Annotated in this window: 14 protein-coding genes; 12 read left to right on the top strand and 2 right to left on the bottom strand. The window is 70.6% G+C overall.

What is annotated here, in order from left to right:
* Nucleotides 1-8 precede the first annotated feature (8 nt).
* Genes EDC82_RS05390 through dapF form a run of 3 tightly spaced genes read left to right on the top strand, consistent with a single transcriptional unit; the run spans nt 9 to nt 3,187 of the window.
* Nucleotides 9-1,307, top strand: a complete 1,299-nt coding sequence (locus EDC82_RS05390; protein ID WP_200829277.1) for an MFS transporter — start codon at nt 9-11, stop codon at nt 1,305-1,307.
* Nucleotides 1,308-1,324: 17 nt separating this feature from the next.
* Complete coding sequence (miaA, locus tag EDC82_RS05395; RefSeq protein WP_062258673.1) at nt 1,325-2,302, top strand: tRNA (adenosine(37)-N6)-dimethylallyltransferase MiaA; 978 nt, start codon at nt 1,325-1,327, stop codon at nt 2,300-2,302.
* A gap of 12 nt (nt 2,303-2,314) precedes the next feature.
* Nucleotides 2,315-3,187, top strand: a complete 873-nt coding sequence (gene dapF / locus EDC82_RS05400) for a diaminopimelate epimerase (RefSeq protein ID WP_062258675.1) — start codon at nt 2,315-2,317, stop codon at nt 3,185-3,187.
* 23 nt (nt 3,188-3,210) lie between these two features.
* Here the strand turns inward: dapF and EDC82_RS05405 are convergent, their stop codons facing one another.
* Nucleotides 3,211-3,876 carry a class I SAM-dependent methyltransferase gene (locus tag EDC82_RS05405; RefSeq protein WP_006944580.1) on the bottom strand — a complete coding sequence of 222 codons (666 nt, stop codon included), beginning with the start codon at nt 3,874-3,876 and terminating at the stop codon, nt 3,211-3,213.
* 173 nt (nt 3,877-4,049) lie between these two features.
* Here EDC82_RS05405 and hflX point away from each other — a divergent pair, with 173 nt between their 5' ends.
* From hflX to EDC82_RS05450, 9 genes are all read left to right on the top strand, one after another.
* Nucleotides 4,050-5,576 (top strand): GTPase HflX, encoded by a 1,527-nt coding sequence (gene hflX / locus EDC82_RS05410; protein ID WP_006944588.1) that lies wholly within the window; start codon nt 4,050-4,052, stop codon nt 5,574-5,576.
* A 152-nt stretch (nt 5,577-5,728) separates the two neighbouring features.
* Complete coding sequence (locus EDC82_RS05415; protein WP_006944583.1) at nt 5,729-8,461, top strand: glucosidase; 2,733 nt, start codon at nt 5,729-5,731, stop codon at nt 8,459-8,461.
* Nucleotides 8,462-8,578: 117 nt separating this feature from the next.
* Nucleotides 8,579-10,927, top strand: a complete 2,349-nt coding sequence (locus EDC82_RS05420; RefSeq protein ID WP_062258678.1) for an ATP-dependent DNA helicase — start codon at nt 8,579-8,581, stop codon at nt 10,925-10,927.
* A 63-nt stretch (nt 10,928-10,990) separates the two neighbouring features.
* Nucleotides 10,991-11,962 carry a DNA polymerase III subunit delta gene (gene holA / locus EDC82_RS05425; RefSeq protein WP_062258679.1) on the top strand — a complete coding sequence of 324 codons (972 nt, stop codon included), beginning with the start codon at nt 10,991-10,993 and terminating at the stop codon, nt 11,960-11,962.
* Nucleotides 11,963-12,163: 201 nt separating this feature from the next.
* On the top strand, nt 12,164-12,424 hold the full coding sequence (gene rpsT, locus EDC82_RS05430) for a 30S ribosomal protein S20 (RefSeq protein ID WP_006944584.1): 261 nt from the start codon (nt 12,164-12,166) through the stop codon (nt 12,422-12,424).
* 225 nt (nt 12,425-12,649) lie between these two features.
* Nucleotides 12,650-15,520, top strand: a complete 2,871-nt coding sequence (leuS, locus tag EDC82_RS05435) for a leucine--tRNA ligase (RefSeq protein WP_062258681.1) — start codon at nt 12,650-12,652, stop codon at nt 15,518-15,520.
* The gene (locus EDC82_RS05440) at nt 15,520-16,704 is read left to right on the top strand and encodes a DegV family protein (protein ID WP_062258686.1); all 1,185 of its coding nucleotides are present in this window, start codon (nt 15,520-15,522) and stop codon (nt 16,702-16,704) included. The genes leuS and EDC82_RS05440 overlap by 1 nt, the downstream gene beginning before the upstream one ends.
* Before the next feature lie 144 nt (nt 16,705-16,848).
* Nucleotides 16,849-17,739 carry a ComEA family DNA-binding protein gene (locus EDC82_RS05445; protein ID WP_082740959.1) on the top strand — a complete coding sequence of 297 codons (891 nt, stop codon included), beginning with the start codon at nt 16,849-16,851 and terminating at the stop codon, nt 17,737-17,739.
* A complete protein-coding gene (locus EDC82_RS05450; RefSeq protein WP_115296362.1) occupies nt 17,736-20,222 on the top strand; it encodes a ComEC/Rec2 family competence protein in 2,487 nt (828 codons plus the stop codon). The genes EDC82_RS05445 and EDC82_RS05450 overlap by 4 nt, the downstream gene beginning before the upstream one ends.
* Here EDC82_RS05450 and EDC82_RS05455 read toward each other — a convergent pair.
* Entirely contained in the window at nt 20,213-21,145 is a 933-nt protein-coding gene (locus EDC82_RS05455) for a LysR family transcriptional regulator (protein WP_062258691.1), read from the bottom strand. The two genes, EDC82_RS05450 and EDC82_RS05455, sit on opposite strands and share 10 nt — an antisense overlap.
* Nucleotides 21,146-21,171: the final 26 nt, after the last annotated feature.

Here is a 21,171-nt window from a genome sequence, read left to right on the forward strand (position 1 = left end):
CGCCGCACGTGAGACACCCACGTCGGCTCGTCCGGCGATTTCGTCATGACAGGAGCAGGATTCCCACGAGTGCGCAGCTGACGCCGCAGGCGCCGCGCGGTTATCGGCGCGGCACCAACGGCTACACCCGGATCACGACCGCGCTGTTCGCGGCGGGGATGGCGACGTTCATCTCGATGTACTCGGCGCAGGCCGTCCTGCCGCAGCTCGCTCGCGAGTTCGATGTCTCCCCGGCGACGTCGGCGCTCGCCGTCAGCGCGACGACGGGCGTGCTGGCCTTCGCGATCGTGCCGGCGAGCATCCTGTCGGAGCGGTTCGGGCGCATCCGTGTCATGGCGGCGTCGGCTCTGGTCTCCGCGCTCATCGGCCTGCTCATCCCGCTCGCGCACGATCTCGGTGTCGTGCTCGCCGGTCGCGCGCTGCAGGGCCTGACGCTCGCGGGCGTGCCGGCCGTCGCCATGGCGTACCTCGCGGAGGAGGTCGACGGGCGCGATCTGGGCGCCGCGATGGGCCGTTATATCGCGGGCACGACGATCGGTGGGCTGTCGGGGCGCCTCGTCGCGGGGCTGGCCCTCGACGTCGTCAGTTGGCGGTGGGCGATGGAGGCGGCAGCCGTCGTGGCCCTCGTCTTCACGGCCGTTTTCGTGCGCCTCGCGCCGCCGAGCCGGTTCTTCGCGGCCAAACCGATCGGTGTTCGAGCATCGATGCACAACGTCGCGACGCATCTGCGCAACGCACGCGTCATGGCGCTCGTGGCGATTGCGTTCCTGCTCATGGGCGGGTTCGTGTCGCTCTACAACATCCTCGGCTTCCGTCTGCTCGATGAGCCGTTCGCGCTGCCGCAGGCGCTCGTCAGCCTCGTGTTCGTCATGTACCTGTCGGGGACGGTGACGTCGGCGTGGGCGGGGCGCCTCGCCGACCGGTTCGGCCGCGGCCGGGTGCTGCTCGCGTCGATCGCGTTCATGCTCGTCGGTCTCGCCCTCGCGTGGGTCGACTGGTTGCCCGGCGTGCTCGTCGGCATGCTCGTGTTCACGGGCGCGTTCTTCGCCGCTCATTCGAGCGCTAGCGGTTGGGTGAGCGCCATGGCCGACGAGCACCGCGCGGAGGCCAGTTCCCTCTACCTGTTCGGTTACTACACGGGCTCGTCCGTCGTCGGGGCGCTCGTCGGGCTGCCGTTCTCCCGCTCCGGCTGGGCGGGTGCGAGCCTCTTCGTCGGCGCGCTCGTCGTTCTGGCGGCGCTCATCGCGGCTTGGCTGGTCGCCGTCACGCGACGGACGCAGGCCGCGGCCACGCCGGGCGCCTCATGACCGGCGCATCCGCCACAATGGATGCCGTGAACGGCCCTCCCGCGCCCCTCGAGGTCATCGCGCTCGTCGGCCCGACGGCGACGGGCAAGAGCGACCTGTCGCTCGACCTCGCCGAGCGTCTCGGCGGCGAGATCGTCAACGCCGACGCCTCCCAGTTCTACCGCGGCATGGACGTCGGGACGGCCAAGCTCGCGCCGCACGAGCGTCGGGGCATCCCGCATCACCAGATCGACACGCTCGACATCCTCGACGAGGCGACGATCGCTCGCTTCCAGGAGGGGGCGCGCGCCGACATCGCCGCCATCCTCGCGCGCGGCCGGCGCCCCATCGTCGTCGGCGGTTCGGGCCTGTACGTGCGCGCCGCGCTCGACGTCCTCGACATCCCGCCGACGGATCCGCTGGTGCGCGCCCACTTCGAACAACGCGCGGTGGCCGAGGGTTCCGGCGCCCTGCATCGCGAGCTGGCCGCGAAGGATCCGCAGGCAGCACGCGACATCCTCGCAAGCAACGTGCGGCGGGTCGTGCGGGCCCTCGAGGTCATCGAGATCACCGGGCGCCCGTTCAGCGCGAGCGCGCCGACCAAGACCTTCCTGCGCCCGACGATCGTCCTCGGCCTGCAAGCCGACCCAGACGTCCTCGTTGCCCGCATCGAACGCCGCGTCGACCTCATGTGGGCCGCCGGAATGCTCGACGAGGTGCGCGCCCTCGACGCCCGCGGCCTGCGTCAGGGCCGCACGGCGAGCCGCGCGATCGGTTACAGCCAGGCGCTGCGCCAGCTCGACGGCGACCTCGACGAGGCCGCAGCGAAGGCCGAGACGGCCATCGCGACGCGCCAGTTCGCGCGCCGTCAGCGCGCCTGGTTCCGGCCCGATCCGCGGCCGGTGTGGCTGCCGTTCGACGCTCCCGATCTGCTCGATCGTGCGCTCGCGGAGATCGTCGCCTACGCGCCGGAGCGGCACGGCGCGGTGGCGAAACCTGACGCCGACGCGGTGTGACACGATGAGCGCGTGACGCGCATCCACTTCACCAAGGGCCACGGCACGCAGAACGACTTCGTCCTCGTTCCCGACGAATCCGGCGAGCTCGACCTGACGCCCGAGCAGGTCGCCTACCTGTGCCACCGCCACGCCGGCATCGGCGCCGACGGCGTCATCCGTGTCGTGCGCACGGCGAACGTGCCCGAGGTCGCCCATCTCGCGCCGCAGGCGACGTGGTTCATGGACTACCGCAACGCTGACGGCTCGCTGGCCGAGATGTGCGGCAACGGCACGCGCGTCTTCGCCGAGTACCTGCGTTCCCGCGGTCTCGTGAGCGGTGACGAGGGGGCGCCGTTCGTGATCGCGACGCGTGCCGGGCTCAAGGAGATGGTGGCCGTGCCGCACGGCTGGGCCGTCGACCTCGGCCAGTGGCGCCTCGCCCGCGCAGAGGAGGCCGAGCGGCGGGGGATGGACTCGGTCGTCCAGGTTCACGGGTCACCGGACCCGCTGCCCGCCCTGAGCCTCGACCTCGGCAACCCGCACACCGTCGTCGCGCTGCCGCCGTCGGTGCACCTGTCGGCCCTGGACCTGAGCGACGCTCCGCACATCGACCCGCACCCCGAGCAGGGCTCGAACGTCGAGTTCGTCCACGCCATCGAGCACGCGCACATCGGCATGCGCGTCCACGAGCGCGGCTCGGGGGAGACCCGCTCATGCGGCACCGGCGCGGCTGCCGCGGCGCTCGCGACGTGGTGGTGGGGCGGCCAGCCGGCCGATCAGGTCGACTGGCGCGTCGACGTGCTCGGGGGCACGCTCGGCGTGCACATCAAGGGCACCGAGGTCGCGCTGTCCGGCCCCGCCGTGCTCGTCGCCGACGGCGAGATCGACCTGTCGCAGCTGTGAGGCTGCCTCTGTGACCGCTCGCGTCAGGCGTCGCTGCTGCGGCTGACGTCGTCGGACGCCGGCAGCGGCAGCGGCCCGCCGTCGTCGAGGCGTTCGATCGCGAGGATGCGGAATCCCTTGACGCTCGTCAGCCGCTCGATCGCATACGACGAGCCGAGCTGCTCGGCGAGCCACTTCTGCAGCGAGTCCGAGCCGAGGTTGCGCTGCACGACGAGATAGGCGTGCCCGCCTACGACGAGGCGCGGCAGCCATGTCAGCAACAGCTCGTGCAGCACCTTCTTGCCGACCCGGATCGGCGGGTTCGACCAGATGAGGTCGAACCGGACGTGGTCCGGCACCTGCGACGGCTGCGCGACGGCGACGTTCGAACACCCCTGCGCCGCAACGTTGTCGGCACACAGGTCGAGCGCACGACGGTTGACGTCGACGCCCCAGACCTGCGCTGACGGGGAGCGCAGCGCGAGCGTCGTCGTGATCGGGCCCCACCCGCAACCGACGTCGAGGAACGTCCCGCTCGGCGGCGGCGTCGGAGCGTGGTTGAGCAGGACGGCGGTACCGGCGTCGAGGCGATCGGGGCAGAAGACGCCGGGTGCTGTCGTCATCGAGACCGCGCGGTCGGCGAGGCGGAGCGTGAGGGTGCGACGCTCGTCGGCGGAGGCGGGCTCGGCGCTGAAGTAGTGGTCGTTCATCAGGGCCCAGCCTACGGCGTGTCCGTGGGGCATCCGGAAGCCGCAACCAGGCAGCCACCCGAGGCGATCAGCCCCGACGACCGGCCGCTGCCTCCATGCACGACGGGACTAAATCGGTGGCCCCGGACGTTCTCTCCTGCGACGATGCTGGTGCGGCTCTCGCTTGCGAGACAATGAACCGCACCGCAACGAACGACGACCTTCGACGTGAGGATCCAGCCCTGAACGAGCGCAACCCCGCCGACTTCCTGTCCCGCCGAGCCCAGGCTCTCGCCGACAGTGACGACGCGACCCCCACCTACGACGAGCGCGGCTTCGTCGTCGACGCCTATGACGGCGACCAGTTCGAGCGCGAAGAACGCGCGGCGCTTCGACGTGTCCACGGTCTGTCGACCGAGCTGGAGGACGTCTCCGAGGTCGAGTATCGCCAGCTGCGCCTGGAGAAGGTCGTCCTCGCCGGCGTCTGGAGCGAGGGCAACGCCGAGGACGCGGAGAACTCGCTGCGCGAGCTCGCCGCGCTGGCCGAGACGGCCGGTTCCGAGGTGCTCGCCGGCGTCGTGCAGCGCCGGCTGCGACCCGACCCCGGCACCTGGCTCGGCAAGGGCAAGGCCGAGGAACTGAAGGAGATCGTCATCGCTGAGGGTGCCGACACCGTCATCGCCGACGGCGAGCTGGCGCCCAGCCAGCGACGCGCGCTCGAGGACGTCGTCAAGGTCAAGGTCATCGACCGCACCGCGCTCATCCTCGACATCTTCGCCCAGCACGCGAAGAGCAAGGAGGGCAAGGCCCAGGTCGAGCTCGCCCAGATGCAGTACCTGCTGCCGCGTCTTCGCGGTTGGGGTGAGTCGATGTCGCGTCAGGCCGGCGGTCAGGCCGCGGGCGGTCAGGGCATGGGTTCGCGCGGTCCGGGTGAGACGAAGATCGAACTCGACCGTCGTCGCATCAACACGCGCATGGCGAAGCTGCGCCGCGAGATCGCCGAGATGAAGACGACGCGCGACACCAAGCGCAGCGGCCGACGTAACAACAACGTGCCGAGCGTCGCCATCGCGGGGTACACGAACGCCGGCAAGAGCTCGATCCTCAACCGCCTCACCAACGCGGGCGTGCTCGTGCAGAACCAGCTGTTCGCGACGCTCGATCCGACGGTGCGTCGCGCCGAGACGGCTGACGGGCGGGCCTACACCCTCGCCGACACCGTCGGGTTCGTGCGCGACCTGCCGCACCAGCTCGTCGAGGCGTTCCGTTCGACGCTCGAGGAGGTCGCGGACGCCGACCTGCTCCTGCACGTGGTCGACGGTTCGCACCCCGACCCCGAATCTCAGATCTCCGCGGTGCGCGAGGTGCTCGCCGATGTCGATGCGAGCGACGTCAAGGAGATCATCGTCATCAACAAGGCCGATGTCGCCGACCCCGACGTCATCGATCGGCTCATGCGCCACGAGAAGTACGCGATCGCGGTGTCGGCGCGCACCGGCGCGGGCCTGCCCGAGCTGCTCCAGCTCATCGCCGACGAGCTGCCGAAGCCGGAGCGCCGCGTCGACGTCCTGCTGCCGTACGAGCGCGGCGACCTGCTCAGCCGCCTCCACGCGGACGCGGAGGTCCTCTCGATCGAGCACCGCGGCGAGGGCACCTACGTCCACGCCAAGGTGATGCCGGAGCTCGAGGGTGAACTCCAGGCGTACCTGACGAACGCCTGAAGCCACGCCGTCGCGAGTTCAGCGGCGGCCGACGACGAGCCACCACTGTCACGCTCCCGTGAGGGTGGTGGCTCGTCGGCGCCTACGCGGTGAGGTGGCTCACCTGTCAGACGGCGCGGTGGTGTGTCCCACACTTCACCTAAAATGCGGGGGTGTCACCGACTTCCCGCCCTACCGCCACCGCGGAGCACCGCCGTCTCGCCCAGGCGCCGAAGGACAGCGACCCCTGGCGGCTGTGGGGGCCGTACATGGCGTCGCGGCAGTGGGGGACGGTGCGCGAGGACTACTCTGCCGACGGCAACGCGTGGGCGTATCTGCCGTTCGACCAGGCGCACCAGCGCGCCTACCGCTGGGGCGAGGACGGCCTCGCAGGATTGTGCGACCGGTTCGGTTTCTTCAACGTCTCCCTCGCCATGTGGAACGGCAAGGACGACCGACTCAAGGAACGCCTGTTCGGGTTGACGAACAACGAGGGCAACCACGGCGAGGACGTCAAGGAGGTCTGGTGGCCGATGGACGCGACGCCGACGCACTCGTGGGCGAGCTGGCTCTACCGCTACCCACAGGCCAAATTCCCCTACAACCATCTGCGGGCCGAGGCGGCACAGCGTTCGCGAACCGACGACGAGTACGAGCTGATCGACACGGGTGTCTTCGCCGAGAATCGCTTCTTCGACGTCGAGGTCAAGCACGCGAAGGCGAACCCGACCGACCTGTGCCTCGAGTACACCGTCACCAACCACGGGCCCGATGCTGCACCGCTCGACCTGGTCCCGCAGGCCTGGTACCGCAACACCTGGTCGTGGGGGCGCGACGACCGGGAGCCGTCGATCTCACTCGTCGACGCGAACACCGTGCGCGCCGAGCACGGCTGGCTCGGCGACTACGAGCTGCATGCCGACGGCAGCCCGCGCATCATCTTCTGCGACAACGAGACGAACGAAGGTGCCGTCTTCGGCCACGAGTTCAACCGTCGCGAGCTGACCAAGGACGGCTTCGACGCTCGCATCGTGCACGGTGACAGCGAGGCGATCCGCCTCGACTACGGCACAAAGGTGGGGTTCTGGTACCACTTCGACGACATCGGCCCGGGCGAGAGCGTCACCGTCAGGCTGCGGATGCGCGGGGTGGGCCGTTCCACCGCGCACCAACCGAAGGGCACCGCCCACCAGGAGCCGCCGCCCGGCGATCCCGCATTCGGTGAGGGTTTCGACATCGTCATGCGCACGCGCCGCGACGAGGCCGACGAGTTCTACGACGCCGTCATCCCCACCTCCGCCTCGCCCGACGACCGGCACATCGCGCGTCGTGCCTTCGCGGGTCTGCTGTGGGGCAAGCAGCTCTACCGCTACTACGTCGACGAGTGGCTCGCCGGCGACCCGGCCGGCGAGGCGCCGCCGCTGTCGCGCGTCACCGGCCTCGACGGGCGCCCGGGGCGCAACGTCGGATGGCGGCACCTGGCGCTCGCGGATGTCATCTCGATGCCGGACGAGTGGGAGTACCCGTGGTTCGCCGCGTGGGATCTGGCGTTCCACACGGTGCCGCTCGCGCACATCGACCCCGAGTTCGCCAAGCATCAACTCGTCCTCATGTGCCGCGAGTGGGCGCAGCACCCGAACGGCCAACTGCCCGCGTACGAGTGGGCGTTCGAGGACGTCAACCCGCCCGTCCACGCCTGGGCGTGCTGGCAGGTGTACGCCATCGACGGCGGCCAGGATCAGTCCTTCCTCATCCAGGTGTTCAACAAGCTGCTGCTCAACTTCTCGTGGTGGGTCAACCGCAAGGACGCCGACGGGACGTACCTGTTCGAGGGCGGCTTCCTCGGCATGGACAACATCACACTCTTCGACCGCTCCACCGACGTGCCGCCCGGCTACAAGCTCGAACAGTCGGACGCGACGAGCTGGATGGCGTTCTTCTCCCAGTCGATGCTGCGGATGGCGCTCGAGCTCGCGCGGCGCGAGCGCGGCTACGACAACGCCGCGACGACGTTCCTGCAGTACTTCATCAACCTCGCCCGGGCGATGGACCGCACGAGCCCCGACGTCGTCTCCAGCCTGTGGAACGAGGAGGACGGCTTCTTCTACGACGCCCTGTCCGACCCGGCAGGCCACATCACGCAGCTTCGCGTGCGTTCGATGGTGGGGTTGTTGCCGCTCATGGCCGTGCTCATCGCGCCGAGCTGGGTGCAGCACGAACTGCCCGACTTCGTCCGTGAGGTCGAGTGGATGATGGAGCGCGAGCCCGCGATGATGAAGGCGATCGCGCAGGCCGAGCACGACTCGGGCGGTGAGAAGCTGACGCTGTCGCTCATCTCCAAGCGCCGACGGGATCTGCTGCTCAAGCGATTGTTCGACGAGGAGGAGTTCCTCTCCGAATACGGCATCCGTTCGCTGTCGGCCGCCTACCGCGAGGAGTACACCGCCCAGATCGGCGGGCGGGAGATGTCGATCCACTACACGCCGGGCGAGTCCGACATCGACCTGTTCGGCGGTAACTCGAACTGGCGTGGGCCTGTGTGGTTTCCCGTCAACTTCCTCGTCGTCGACGCGCTGCGCCTCTACGCGGCCTCGACGCCTGGCGACACCGAGTACGAATACCCGACGAACTCGGGTCGGTTCATGAAGCTGTCCGACATCGTCCTCGACCTCGAGGATCGCCTGACGAACCTGTTCCGTCTCGGGCCGAACGGACGCCCGGGCGATCAGCGCGAGTACCCCGAGGGCCCGCTGTGGGACGAGCACGTGACGTTCAGCGAGTACTTCCACGGTGACACCGGCGTCGGCCTCGGCGCCGCGCACCAGACGGGCTGGACCGCGCTCGTCGCGCACTACATCTGCTCCGACCACGCGCCGGCGCTGCCCGGTTTGCTGCCGGGGGAGTGACGTCGTCGTCCCCAGTCGTGACGGCTGGGGGCGCCGTCAGGGTGGCGGCGCAGGCTGATCCACAGCCCCGGCGCGCTCGAGTCGGTGCCGCGGTACGCGCTGGCCTAGGGTTGGGGCATGCCCGAACTGCCCTCCCTCGATGAGCTCATGTCTGCCGCCGTCAGTGGGGTGGGTGGGGTGCCGCGCCCCGGCCAGGCGAAGATGGCGCAGGCCGTCGAGCACGCCATCGAGACGGGCGAGCACCTGCTCGTCCAGGCGGGCACCGGCACCGGAAAGTCGCTTGCCTACCTCGTTCCCGCGATCCGGCACGCGTTCGACGTCAACAAGCCGGCCGTCGTCGCGACAGCGACGCTCGCGCTGCAGGCGCAGATCGTCGACCGCGACATGCCACGCCTCGCCGATGCCCTCGAGCCGCTGCTCGGGCGGCGTCCGACGTACGCGCTCGTCAAGGGCAGGCGCAACTACCTGTGCCAGCACAAGCTGGCGGGCGGCTACCCCGACGACGACGCCGACACGCTGCTCGGTGTCGGCCAGGTCGACGCCGACGCGGGTCGCACGGGCCGCGAGGTCGTCCGGCTGCGCGAGTGGGCGAACGAGACCGACTCGGGGGATCGTGACGAGCTCGTGCCCGGCGTCTCGGAGAAGGCATGGCGGCAGGTGTCGGTCTCCAGCCACGAATGCCTCGGCAGCAAGTGCCCCGTCGTCGAGGAGTGCTTCGTCGAGCTGGCGCGTGCCGACGCGAAGGAGGTCGACGTCGTCGTCACGAACCATTCGTTCATGGCGATCGATGCTTTCGAGGGCCGCCAGATGCTGCCCGAGCACGACGTCGTCGTCGTCGACGAGGCGCACGAACTCGTCGATCGGGTGACGGCGACGATCACCGACGAGCTGACGACGGGCACGATCAGCGCCGCCGCGAAACGGTGCGGGCGCCTCGCCGACACCGACGACCTCAAGCGCTCGGCCGACCTGCTCAAGGACGCCCTCGAGCAACACCAGGAAGGGCGGCTGCTCGGGCTGTCCGACCCGCTCGAGATGGCGATCCGCGCCATCCTCGACGCGGCACGCTCGATCGCGAGCGAGCTCAAGCCCAAGAACCCGCAGGACAACGACGGCGTGCGTCAGATGGCGCGCGCGGCGATCGACGACATCTTTTCCACCTGCGAGCGCATCCTCGAAGAACGCGAACTCGACGTGCTGTGGATCTCGCACAATGCGCGCGCGAACATCACGGCGCTTAGGGTCGCGCCGATGAGCGTCGCGATGCTCATGCGCGACAAGATCTTCGGCGAGCGGACCGTCGTCATGACGTCGGCGACCCTCGAACTGGGCGGCAGTTTCGACGCTGTCGCCGGCACGCTCGGCCTGCGCGGCGCGGGTGGCCCGGCGTGGAACGGCCTGGACGTCGGCTCACCGTTCGACTACCCCAAGCAGGGCATCGCCTACGTCGCGCAGCACCTGCCCGCGCCGGGGCGCGACGGCATGTCCGAGCAGGCGTTCGACGAGATCGAGACGTTGATCCGCGCCGCGGGCGGGCGCACGCTCGGGCTGTTCTCCTCGATGCGCGCCGCGCAGAGCGCCGCCGAGGCGATGCGTGAACGCCTCGGCGACGACTTCCCCGTCCTGTGCCAGGGCGAGGACCAGATGGGCACGCTGGTGCGCCGTTTCGCCTCCGACGCGAACACCTGCCTGTTCGGCACGATGACGCTGTGGCAGGGCGTCGACGTGCCCGGTTCGAGCCTGCAGCTCGTCATCATCGACCGCATCCCGTTCCCTCGCCCCGACGACCCGCTCGCCTCGGCGCGCTCGCAGGCCATCGCCAAGATGGGTGGCAACGGGTTCATGGCAGTCTCCGGCACGCACGCGGCGTTGCGGCTCGCGCAGGGTGCCGGTCGCCTCATCCGTCATGCCGACGATCGCGGCGTCGTCGCCTTTCTCGACTCGCGCATGATGACGGCGCGCTACGCCGGGTTCCTGCAGCGGTCGCTCCCACCGTTCTGGCCGACGACGGATCGCGCGCTCATCCTCAAGGCCCTCGCGCGCCTCGACGAGAACGCGCCCCCGATCCGCGCCGTCGCGGAGGCCGGCACCCGCTCGACGAAGGCGCCGACGAAGAAACCCGCGACGTCACAGCAGGCCGGGCAGGCCGGTGCCGACGCCGCGTCGGAGGCGAGGCGCGAGGAGGCGCGCTCCCGGGCCCTGGCCGCGGCGCAGGCGGCCGGCGTCAGCGGCATGGGCACCGCCAGCGCGCTGCAGGCACCCCCGCCGAAGCCTGCCCCGGTCGAGGAGAGCGCCCGCACCGCCGTCACCGACGGGCACGCCTGGACGGCCGAGGCCGACGAGGAACTGCGCGAGGGCATCGGCATGGGCCTGACGCTCGACGAACTCGCCGATCACCTCGAGATGAGCGAGGACGCCGTCGTCGCGCGCTGCGAACAGCTCGGCCTGCGCCCGCAGGGATCCTGACGTGGCGGATGGCGCATCGTGTGGCGCGGGTGCGTTGTCGGTGGCGAGTGAGAGGGTGACGGCATGAGCGACGTCCCGCAGATCATCCTCGTCACCGGGCCTGAGCGCATCCTCGCCCAGCGCGCCGTCGAGGAGAGCCTCGAGGCCATCACGGCCGCGCACCCGGAGGCCGAGGTCGTGCGCATCGACGTCGCCGAGTACCAGCCCGGGCGTCTCACGACGGAGTTGTCGCCGAGCCTGTTCGGTGGGCGCCGCGTCATCGTCGTGCGTGATTTCGACGAGGCGCCGGACGCCCTTGTCGACGAGCTCGAGGACGCGCTGAAGGTCGGTCTCGACGACGTCAACCTCATCGTGCTGCACAAGGGCGGCAACCGCGCCAAGCGCGTGCTGGATGCGCTCAAGAAGGCGAAGGCGCGCGTCATCGAGGCGCCGGCGATCAAGTCGGATCGCGACAAGTCGGCGTTCGTCATGAACGAGTTTCGTCGCGCACGCCGCCGCATCACACCCGAGGGCGTGCGGGCGCTGCTCGAGGCGGCCGGCAAGGACACCTCGGAGCTCGCCGCGGCGTGCCGTCAGCTCGTCGACGACACGAGCGGCATCGTCGACGAGAACACCGTCGGCACCTACCACGGCGGCAAGGTGGAGGCGACGGGCTTCCGCGTGGCCGACGCGACCGTCGCCGGCAACGCGCCCGAGGCCCTGCGGCTGCTGCGCCACGCGTTCGCCTCTGGGATCGATCCCGTGCCGATCGTCGCCGTCCTCGCCTCGCAGCTGCGCCAGGTCGCCAAGGTCGCCTCGGCCGGCAGTGGACGCAGTGCGGATCTCGCGAAGCAGCTGGGGATGCCACCCTGGCAGGTCGACAAGGCGCGGACGGCGTCGCGCGGATGGGACGGCGTCCGTCTCGGACGCGCGATCCAGGCCGTCGCCGCGGCCGACTTCGCCGTCAAGGGTGGTGGACGCGATCCGCAGTACGCCGTCGAGCACGTGGTCCTCGAGATCTGTCGTCAGCGCCACGCGCCGAGCGAGCGTCACTGACGGCCTCGGGCCCGCCGCCCCGATTGCGCCGCGCGGTCGCTTGGCTGGTAGATTTGAGCGAGTGCGTGTGGGCTCAGGTCGTGCGCACACGCAACAGCAGTAACCAGCGGTCTCTCATCGCCAGGTGTCCCCACGCCATATCCGAGAGGCCGTCTGTCGCCCTCACGACAGAACACATTCGACCGAAGAAGTGAGATTTTCGTGGCAAACATCAAGTCGCAGATGAAGCGGATCAAGACGAACGAGATTCGTACCGAGCGCAACAAGGCCTACAAGTCCGAACTGCGCACGTGGATCCGCAAGTTCCGCGCCGAGGTCGAGGCCGGCAACAAGGACGCCGCGTCGACGGCCCTCGCTGCTGCCTCGCGCAAGCTGGACAAGGCTGTCTCCAAGGGAGTCATCCACAAGAACCAGGCCGCCAACAAGAAGTCGGCCATGGCGAAGCAGCTCAACCAGATCTGATCGCCGTGGTGCTTCGCGAGAAGCGCTTCGCATGACGTGGGCCGTCACCTCCCGAGGTGGCGGCCTTCGTCATGCCAGGGCCCGGGCGGGCCGAGGACGAGGCGACGCGCTGCCCGAACCGGCCAGCGCGGGAAAACGCCGACGACGTGCCCCCGGCCGCCCTGACATAATGAGCCGGAACTTTCGCGGGGCCTGCCCGCACCGACGCGATGTGAGGACGATCCCTTGAGCGAGACCGAACACAGCCAGCGCTACACCGCGGAACTGGCGGGGCAGATCGAGCGCCGCTGGCAGGACGCGTGGGAGGAGGCAGGCACCTTCGAGGCCCCCAACCCGAGCGGACCGTGGGCGGACGAGCAGGGCGTCGCCGGGCGTGACAAGGTCATGATCCAGGACATGTTCCCCTACCCCTCGGGTGCGGGGCTGCACGTCGGTCACCCGCTCGGCTACATCGCGACGGACGTCTACGCGCGCTATCAGCGCACCCAGGGCAAGAACGTCCTCTACACCCTCGGCTACGACGCGTTCGGGCTGCCTGCCGAGCAGTACGCCGTTCAGACGGGCCAGCACCCGCGCAAGACGACCGAGGACAACATGGTCAACATGCGTCGTCAGCTGCGCCAGCTCGGGCTGTCGCACGACGCGCGCCGCACGTTCGCGACGATCGACCCGTCGTACTACAAGTGGACGCAGTGGATCTTCCTGCAGATCTTCGACGCCTGGTACGACCCGGACGAGAGCAAGGCCCGCCCGATCGACACCCTCGTCGAGGCGTACGAGAGCGGCCGCGTCGCGACGCCGTCGGGCGAGGCGTGGGGCGACCTCGACGCCGCTGGGCGCGCTGAGGCGATCAACGCGCGCCGCCTGGCGTACAAGTCGGACGCCCCCGTCAACTGGTCGCCGGGCCTCGGCACCGTCGTCGCGAACGAGGAGGTGACGGCGGACGGCCGCACCGAGCGCGGCAACTTCCCGGTGTTCAAGCGCAACCTGCCGCAGTGGATGATGCGCATCACCGACTACGCCGACCGTCTCGTCGACGATCTCGAGCGCCTCGACTGGCCCGAGTCGATCAAGCTGCAGCAGCGCAACTGGATCGGGCGCAGCAACGGCGCGTCGGTGCGTTTCGACGTCGCGACCCAGGCCGGTTCGGGCGAACAGATCGAGGTCTTCACGACGCGTCCCGACACGATCTTCGGCGCGACGTTCATGGTGCTCGCGCCGGAGCACCCGCTGCTCGAGACGATCGTCCCGGAAGCCTGGCCAGCCGGGACGAATGAGTCGTGGACGGCGGGTGCCGGGACGCCGCGCGACGCCGTCGCCGCCTACCGCCGTGAGGCCTCGCGCAAGAGCGACGTCGAGCGTCAGGCGGGGGAGAAGGGCAAGTCGGGTGTGTTCACCGGTGCCTTCGCGACGAATCCCGTGACGGGTCGGGCGGTGCCCGTGTTCGTCGCCGACTACGTCCTCATGGGCTACGGCACGGGCGCGATCATGGCCGTGCCCGCGCAGGACGAGCGTGACTGGGAGTTCGCGCAGGCCTACGGCCTCGACATCGTGCGCACCGTCCAGCCGAGCGAGGGCCACCCGGAGGATCAGCCGTACACGGGCCAGGGCGCCGCGATCAACTCGTCGACGGCCGGGCTGTCGCTCGACGGGCTCGACATCGAGACGGCGAAGAGGAAGGTCATCGAGTGGCTCGAGGCCAACGAGCGTGGCACGGGCACGACCACGTACCGCCTGCGCGACTGGCTGTTCTCGCGTCAGCGCTACTGGGGCGAGCCGTTCCCGATCGTCTACGACGAGGACGGGACGGCGCACGCGCTGCCGGAGTCGATGCTGCCCGTCGAACTGCCCGAGGTAGCCGACTACTCGCCGAAGACGTACGACCCGGAGGACGCCGAGTCGATGCCCGAGTCGCCGCTGTCGCGCGCCGACGAGTGGGTCAGCGTCGAACTCGACCTCGGCGACGGTGTCAAGAGGTACACGCGTGAGACGAACACGATGCCCAACTGGGCCGGTTCGTGCTGGTACGAGCTGCGCTATGCCGACCCCGCGAACACCGAGCGCTTCGTCGACGCGGGGTGCGAGGAGTACTGGCTCGGCAAGGGCCGCGGCTTCGGCAAGGGTGTCGCGAACGACCCGGGCGGCGTCGACCTGTACGTCGGTGGCGCGGAGCACGCCGTCCTGCACCTGCTGTACGCGCGCTTCTGGCACAAGGTGCTGTTCGACCTCGGCCTCATCTCGAGTGAGGAGCCGTTCCGCAAGCTGTTCAACCAGGGCATGGTCCAGGCGTACGCCTTCCGCGACGGGCGCGGCCAACCCGTGCCGGCCGCGGAGGTGCGCGAGCGCGTCGAGGGCGACGAGACGATCTACGAGTGGCAGGGCCAGCGAGTCACCCGCGAGTACGGGAAGATGGGCAAGTCGCTCAAGAACGTCGTGACGCCCGATGAGATGTGCGACACCTACGGTGCCGACACGTTCCGCGTCTACGAGATGTCGATGGGTCCGCTCGACGCCTCGCGACCGTGGGAGACGCGCGCCGTCGTCGGATCACAGCGCTTCCTGCAGCGCCTGTGGCGCAACGTCGTCGACGAGAACACCGGTGAGCTGCGGGTCGACGAGGAGGGGATGGACGAGGCCACGACACGCCTCGTGCACCGCACGATCGACGGCGTCACCGGCGACTACGAGAACCTGCGCTTCAACACGGCCGTCGCGAAGCTGATCGAACTCAACAACGCGCTGACGAAGCTCGACGCCGTGCCGCGCGAGGCCGCGGAGGCCATCGTCCTCATGACGGCGCCGCTCGCCCCGCACCTCGGCGAGGAGCTGTGGCGCCGCCTCGGACACGAGCAGAGCCTCGCGTTCGAGCCGTTCCCGACAGCCGACCCGGCGCACCTCGTGCAGGGCACCGTCGTCGCCGTCGTCCAGGTCGCGGGCAAGGTGCGTGACCGTCTCGACGTCGCCGCCGACATCAGCGAGGCCGACCTCGAGGCCGCGGCGCTCGCCAGCGAGAAGGTGCAGAACTTCCTCGAGGGCAAGCAGGTGCGCAAGGTCATCGTGCGCGCGCCGAAGCTCGTCAACATCGTCGCGGGCTGATGGCTCGAGCCGGTGGCAGGGCCGGTCGGGTCGGTGTCGTCACCGACTCGACCGCCTGCCTCCCCGCCGAGTTGGTCGCAGGCTGCGCGCCTGACGCGGCGAGCCTGCTGAGGGTCGCGCCGCTCAACGTCACGATCGGCGACGTCACGCGCCCCGAGGACGAGTTGGGGGCTGACGCGGTCGCCTCCGCACAGGCCGAGGGGATAGCGGTGACGACGTCGCGCCCGTCACCGGCGGCGTTCGTCGAGGCCTACCGGGCGCTCGCGGACGCCGGATGCACGAGCATCGTGTCGCTGCACGCATCGCAGGCGTTGTCGTCGACGGTGAGCTCGGCGCGGCTGGCGTCGCTCGAGGCGGGGTTGGACGTCGAGGTTGTCGACTCGCGCACGCTGGGCATGGCGCTCGGTTTCGGCGTGCTCGCGGCGCTGCGCTGGTCGCAGGCCGGGTATGACGTCGACGCCGTGGCCGAGGCGGCGCGCGCCACGTGCGCGTCGTCGCGCACGGCGTTCTACGTCGACTCGTTGGAACCGCTGCGCCGCGGCGGGCGGATCGGGCGAGCCGGGGCTCTGTTCGGCTCGGCGTTGTCGATCAAACCGCTGCTGCAGGTCGACGACGGCGTCATCGCGCCGCTCACGCGCGTGCGATCGCGGGGCAAGGCCGTCGAGCGGCTCGGGACGTGGGCTCTGGCTCAGGCCGAGAACCTCGGCGAGGGCAAACGCGTCTGCGCCGTGCACTCGCTGCAGCACTCCGAGTTGGCGCAGGTGCTCGTCGACCGGTTGGGCGGTGGCGCGTCCCCTGGGGCGGGGCGGGACGGTGAAGCGCGTTCCGCTGAAGCGAGCTCGACCGGTTCGTCTGGGGGTTCCGGTGACGATGCGACGGGGCCGGCCGGGCCGGCCGGGCCGGGCGGCCGGGCTGAGGGTCCGCGAGCGGGCGGTGCCGCAGGCGCGGCGGGCCCCGATGCGGCCGACCAGGTTGGCGACGTGGCTGCGCTCGGAGCGCCCTCGCCGGACGGAACACGGGGCGACGGTGCCGGCGCTGGAGCGGAGGCCGACGCCGCGTCGTCGTCAGCCGTGCGGTGGGCGATGGCGCCGGTGCAGGCGCGCCTAGGAGCCGTCGTCACCGCGCACGTGGGAGCCGGAGCACTCGGCGCCGTCGTCGCGGTGATGCCGGAACCGCCGGGCTGACGACGGCTGCTGCGAGCCGCATCGGCCGCGCCTCTTCCACAGCTGTGACGGCCACGGGCCCATCCGGCACGCGCCTGCACGCGTTTCCACACCTTCGGCTCGCGTCAGCGAGCGTGGAGGGATGGGGCTTCTTACCGTCGAGGCATGACCCGCAGAACGCTGCCCGAGACCGACGACCGGCTCGACGAGGTGCTCGCCGAGATCGAACGCGCCCGCCACGAACCGACGTGGGTGCCCGAACCGGAACGCACCGCCCGCCGACTCGTCCGAGCACCGGACGGCCTCGAGGACGCCCGATGGCGTCCCTCGCGTCCGGCTGCCCTGCTCATCGGCGTGTGCGCGGTGCTCGCCGTCGCCGTGCTGGGGCTGCGTCTGCTGCTCAGTTCCGGAGATGACGGTGCGGCACCGAAGGCGCTCATCGCGTCGTCATCGCCGCGTATCGCCGGGAGCGCCAGCGTGGCGACGACGGGGAGTAGGGGTGCTGCGTCGACGCCGTCTCACAGCACTGCCATGGCTTCGGTCGCCGGCGCGACGAGCGGCGCGCCTCTCAGCATTCACGTCGTCGGGGCGGTGCGGCGCCCGGGCGTCGTCCAGGTGCCGGCCGGAAGCCGCGTCGCGGATGCCGTGACGGCGGCCGGCGGGATGTCGGGTGCCGACGCGACGGCGATCAACCTGGCTCGGCCGCTCGCCGATGGGGAGCAGGTCCACGTCCCCCGCCCGGGCGAGAGCGTCCCCCCGCCGGTGCCCGTGGCGCCGGCTGCAGGGGCCACCGCACCGGGCGCTCCGGCGGCCGTGGCGGGCCCGACTGCTCCGGGAGCGCCCGGTGGCGGGGCCGCGGCCGGGGGCGTCGTCAACGTCAACACCGCGGACGCGACATCGCTCGACGCGTTGCCCGGGGTCGGGCCGGTTCTCGCGCAGCGCATCGTCGAGTGGCGTGAGAAGAACGGTCGGTTCTCGAGCGTCGACGAACTCGGTGAGGTCTCCGGTATCGGCGACAAGATGCTCGATCGCCTGCGCAGCAAGGTCACCGTGTGAGTCTCGGCGGCCACGACATGCGGTTGTTGTCGGCCGCGTGCGTCGCCTGGGCGGCCCTCGCCACCCTGCTCTCGGCTCGCCCCGACCCCGCGATCGTGGTCGTCGTCCTCGCCCTCGTGACGATCGTCGCCGGGGCCCTCGCGTTCGGGACGCGCTTGCCTGGTCTACGGGCGGACCAGTCAGCCCGAGCCCGGCACGAGGGCGAGGATGACGAGAATCCGGCGTCATCCCACGGGTCGGGGTGGGCGCTCTGGGCGCTGCTGGTCATCGCGCTGACGACGATCGTCCTCGCTGCGGCGCAGGTGACGTTGGCGCACGAGGAAGCCGGGCCGGTGACGACGCTGGCCCGTGACCGCGCCGTCGCGACACTCGAGGCGAGAGTGACGGGCCAGCCGCACCGGGTCGTCGGCGCCGGAGGCGACGAGCGCTTCGTCGTCCCGGCCCAGATCGACCGCATCACGGCGCGCGGACGCACGCAGGAGGTCGCGACGCCCGTCATCCTCGTCGGCGATCGTCGGTGGACGAACCTCACCTGGCAGTCCCACCTGCGGGCGCGCGGGCGTCTGGCCCCATCGCAGCGTCTCGGGGCGGCGCGCGCCGTCGTGCAGGTCAACGGTGCCCCGGACGTCGTCGGCGCTCCGCCCTGGGTGGTGACGACACTCGAACCTGTTCGGGCCGGGCTCGTCGGCGCCTCGTCGCAGTTGCCGGACGACCCCGCCGGCCTGTTGCCCGCGCTCGTCGTGGGCGACACGGCCCATCTACCGGACGACCTGACGGACGCGATGAACGCCACCGGCATGTCGCACCTCAACGCCGTGAGCGGTTCGAACGTGACGGTCGTCCTCGTCGCGACGATGTGGTTGTTGGGGTGGTCGCGCACGTCACGTCGGGTGCGGGTGGCCCTGGCTCTCGTCGCGCTCGCCGCGTACGTCGTCCTGTGCCGACCCGAACCGAGCGTGGTGCGCGCGGCCGCGATGGGTGCCGTGGGAGTGCTCGGCACGTCGTGGGGACGCGAACGCGCCGCCTGCCCGGCGCTCGCGGCAGCCATCGTCGGATTGTTGGTGTGGGATCCGTGGCTTGCCGTCAGCGTCGGCTTCGCCTTGTCGGCGCTGGCGACGCTCGGGCTCGTTCTGTTCGCGCGACGCTGGTCGCAGGCCCTGCTCACGAAGCTCGGTTCGCGGCGCGGCCGGTTCGTCGACGGGATGGTCGAGATCACCTGCGTCCCGCTCGCCGCGCAGGCGCTGTGCCTGCCGGTGCTCGTCGCCCTCAATTCGTCGGTGTCGTGGGTCTCGATCCCCGCGAACGTCGCGGCCGAGCCATTCGTCGCGCCGGCGACGCTCGGTGGCATGATCGTGTCGACCGTCGCCGTCATCGCTCCGACGCTCGCAGGGTGGCTCGTGTGGTTGCCGGGGCTGCCCACCTGGGTGATCTGCGCAGTGGCCCGCCTCGCTGACGCCGTCCCCGGCGGCTCGGTGCCCTGGCTCCCGGGGCTGGCCGGAGTCGTGCTCGCCATTGTCGTCGTGGCCGTGCTCCTGTGCGCGTGGCGGGCCATCGTCTTCACCGGTCGCTTCGGTCTCGTCGCGCTCGGGGTCGCGGGGGCGCTCCTGGCGGCTGTGCTCGCGCCGTTGCCGGGGGAGTCGGCCGCACCGCCCGCGTGGGTCTATGCGCAGTGCGCGGTGGGTCAGGGGGATGCCGCGCTCGTGCGCACCGGGGCGACGCGCGCCGTCATGATCGACGTGGGGCCTGCCGACGGCCATCCCGCGCAATGCCTCGAGCGCCACGGCATCACGACGCTCGACGCCGTCATCCTCACCCACTTCCACGCCGACCACGTGGGCGGACTGGCTGAGGTCTTGCGTGCTTCCGACGCTCCGGTGGCGGTCCTCGGAACGTGGGTCATGGAGGGCGCTCAGGAGAGCGAGGGACTCAAAGGCCGCGGTACAGCGGCGTCGTCACGATCGCGCGGCGAGCAGGGCGCGTTGGGTTCGGTGCAAGCAGCGCTCGAACAGCCTCGGGCTTCGCTCGGGGCGCTCGCACCGGGACAACGCCTCGTCATCGGCGAGGTGACGATCGAGGTGCTGTGGCCGCGCCGCGTCATGACGGAGGGGTCGGTGCAGAACAACGCCTCACTCGTGCTCGACGTATCGGCGCCCGCGTATCACGCGCTCATGCTGGGCGATTGCGAACGTGAGGCGCAGGCCGCGGTGATCGAACAGGTGCGTCAGAGCGCCCGGCGACGCGCGTTCGACCTCGTCAAGGTGGCGCACCACGGTAGCTCCAACCAGAACGAGCGCCTCTACGAGGCGGCGGCCGCGCGTCAGGCCGTGATCGGGGTGGGCGCCGGCAACGACTACGGTCACCCGACGAAGAAGACGCTCGAACTGCTGGCCCGGCACGACGCGCGGGTGTGGCGTACCGACACGCAGGGTGACGTGGACGCCCTCGCGACGGGTGGCTCGATCAGCCTGCAGGCTCAGCGATGAGCGTGCTGCGCGCTCGGCACCCGTGCTGCCGCGTCGGCGAGGGCTTCGAGGGTGGCGGTGACGGCGGGGACCCGCTGCAGGTCGGGTGTCGTCACGGCGAACACGCAGCGCCGGCTCGACGGCAGCAGCGGCAACGTCACGACGTCCGGATGCGACGTGGAGCGCAGGATCAGCTCGGGAATGAGCGCGACGCCGAGGCCCTCCGCGACGAGGCCGAGAACGGTGACATAGTCCTCCGTCTCGAACGCGACGTCGGGCGCGTAACCGGCGCCCTGGGCGAGGCTGACGAGGTGGCCACGGCATCGGGGGCACCCCGCGATCCACGAGGCGTCGCTGAGCTCCTCCATGCGGACGCTCTCGGCTGCGGCGAGGGGGTGATCGCGCGGGACGGCGAGACGCACGTCGTCGTGCAGGAGCCCGCGGGTGAGGAACGGGTCCAGGTCCTCGCCTGCGGGGAGCGGGTCCGCGTCGTCGTACGTGAACGCCACGGCGACGTCGCAATCGCCGGCACGCAGGCTCGCCAGGGATTCCGGGGGTTCGGCCTCGGCGAAGCTGACCTTGACGTCTGGGAACCGCTCCTTGACGAGTGCGAGGGCGCGCGGGACGAGCGTTGACGATGCCGACGGGAACGCCATGAGGCGCACCCGCCCGGCGCGCAACCCAGCGATGGCGGCGACCTCACTCTCGGCGGCCTCGAGGGCACTGAGGACGGGCGTCGCCGTGCGCGCCAGCACCTGCCCGGCCTCCGTCAGCCGCACCGAGCGGCCGAGGCGCTCCACTAGAGCCGTCCCGGTCTTCTCCTCGAGACGGCGCACCATCTGCGACACGGCCGGCTGAGAATAGCCGAGAGCGGCAGCGGCGGCGGTGAAGCTGCCCTCGTCGCTGATCGCCTTCATGACGCGGAGCCCGGCTGCATCGATCATGCACCAAGAATAACGTGCTCTTATCC

This window comes from Dermacoccus sp. SAI-028 (genome assembly GCF_004346775.1).
GTDB classification, from domain to species: domain Bacteria; phylum Actinomycetota; class Actinomycetes; order Actinomycetales; family Dermatophilaceae; genus Dermacoccus; species Dermacoccus nishinomiyaensis.

Excerpts from the sequence above, each read along its gene's own strand:
- miaA (WP_062258673.1), top strand. The coding sequence starts at position 1,325 with ATGGATGCCGTGAACGGCCCTCCCGCGCCCCTCGAGGTCATCGCGCTC.
- EDC82_RS05405 (WP_006944580.1), bottom strand. The coding sequence starts at position 3,876 with ATGAACGACCACTACTTCAGCGCCGAGCCCGCCTCCGCCGACGAGCGT.
- hflX (WP_006944588.1), top strand. The coding sequence starts at position 4,050 with ATGAACCGCACCGCAACGAACGACGACCTTCGACGTGAGGATCCAGCC.
- EDC82_RS05420 (WP_062258678.1), top strand. The coding sequence starts at position 8,579 with ATGCCCGAACTGCCCTCCCTCGATGAGCTCATGTCTGCCGCCGTCAGT.
- holA (WP_062258679.1), top strand. The coding sequence starts at position 10,991 with ATGAGCGACGTCCCGCAGATCATCCTCGTCACCGGGCCTGAGCGCATC.
- EDC82_RS05440 (WP_062258686.1), top strand. The coding sequence starts at position 15,520 with ATGGCTCGAGCCGGTGGCAGGGCCGGTCGGGTCGGTGTCGTCACCGAC.
- EDC82_RS05445 (WP_082740959.1), top strand. The coding sequence starts at position 16,849 with ATGACCCGCAGAACGCTGCCCGAGACCGACGACCGGCTCGACGAGGTG.
- EDC82_RS05455 (WP_062258691.1), bottom strand. The coding sequence starts at position 21,145 with ATGATCGATGCAGCCGGGCTCCGCGTCATGAAGGCGATCAGCGACGAG.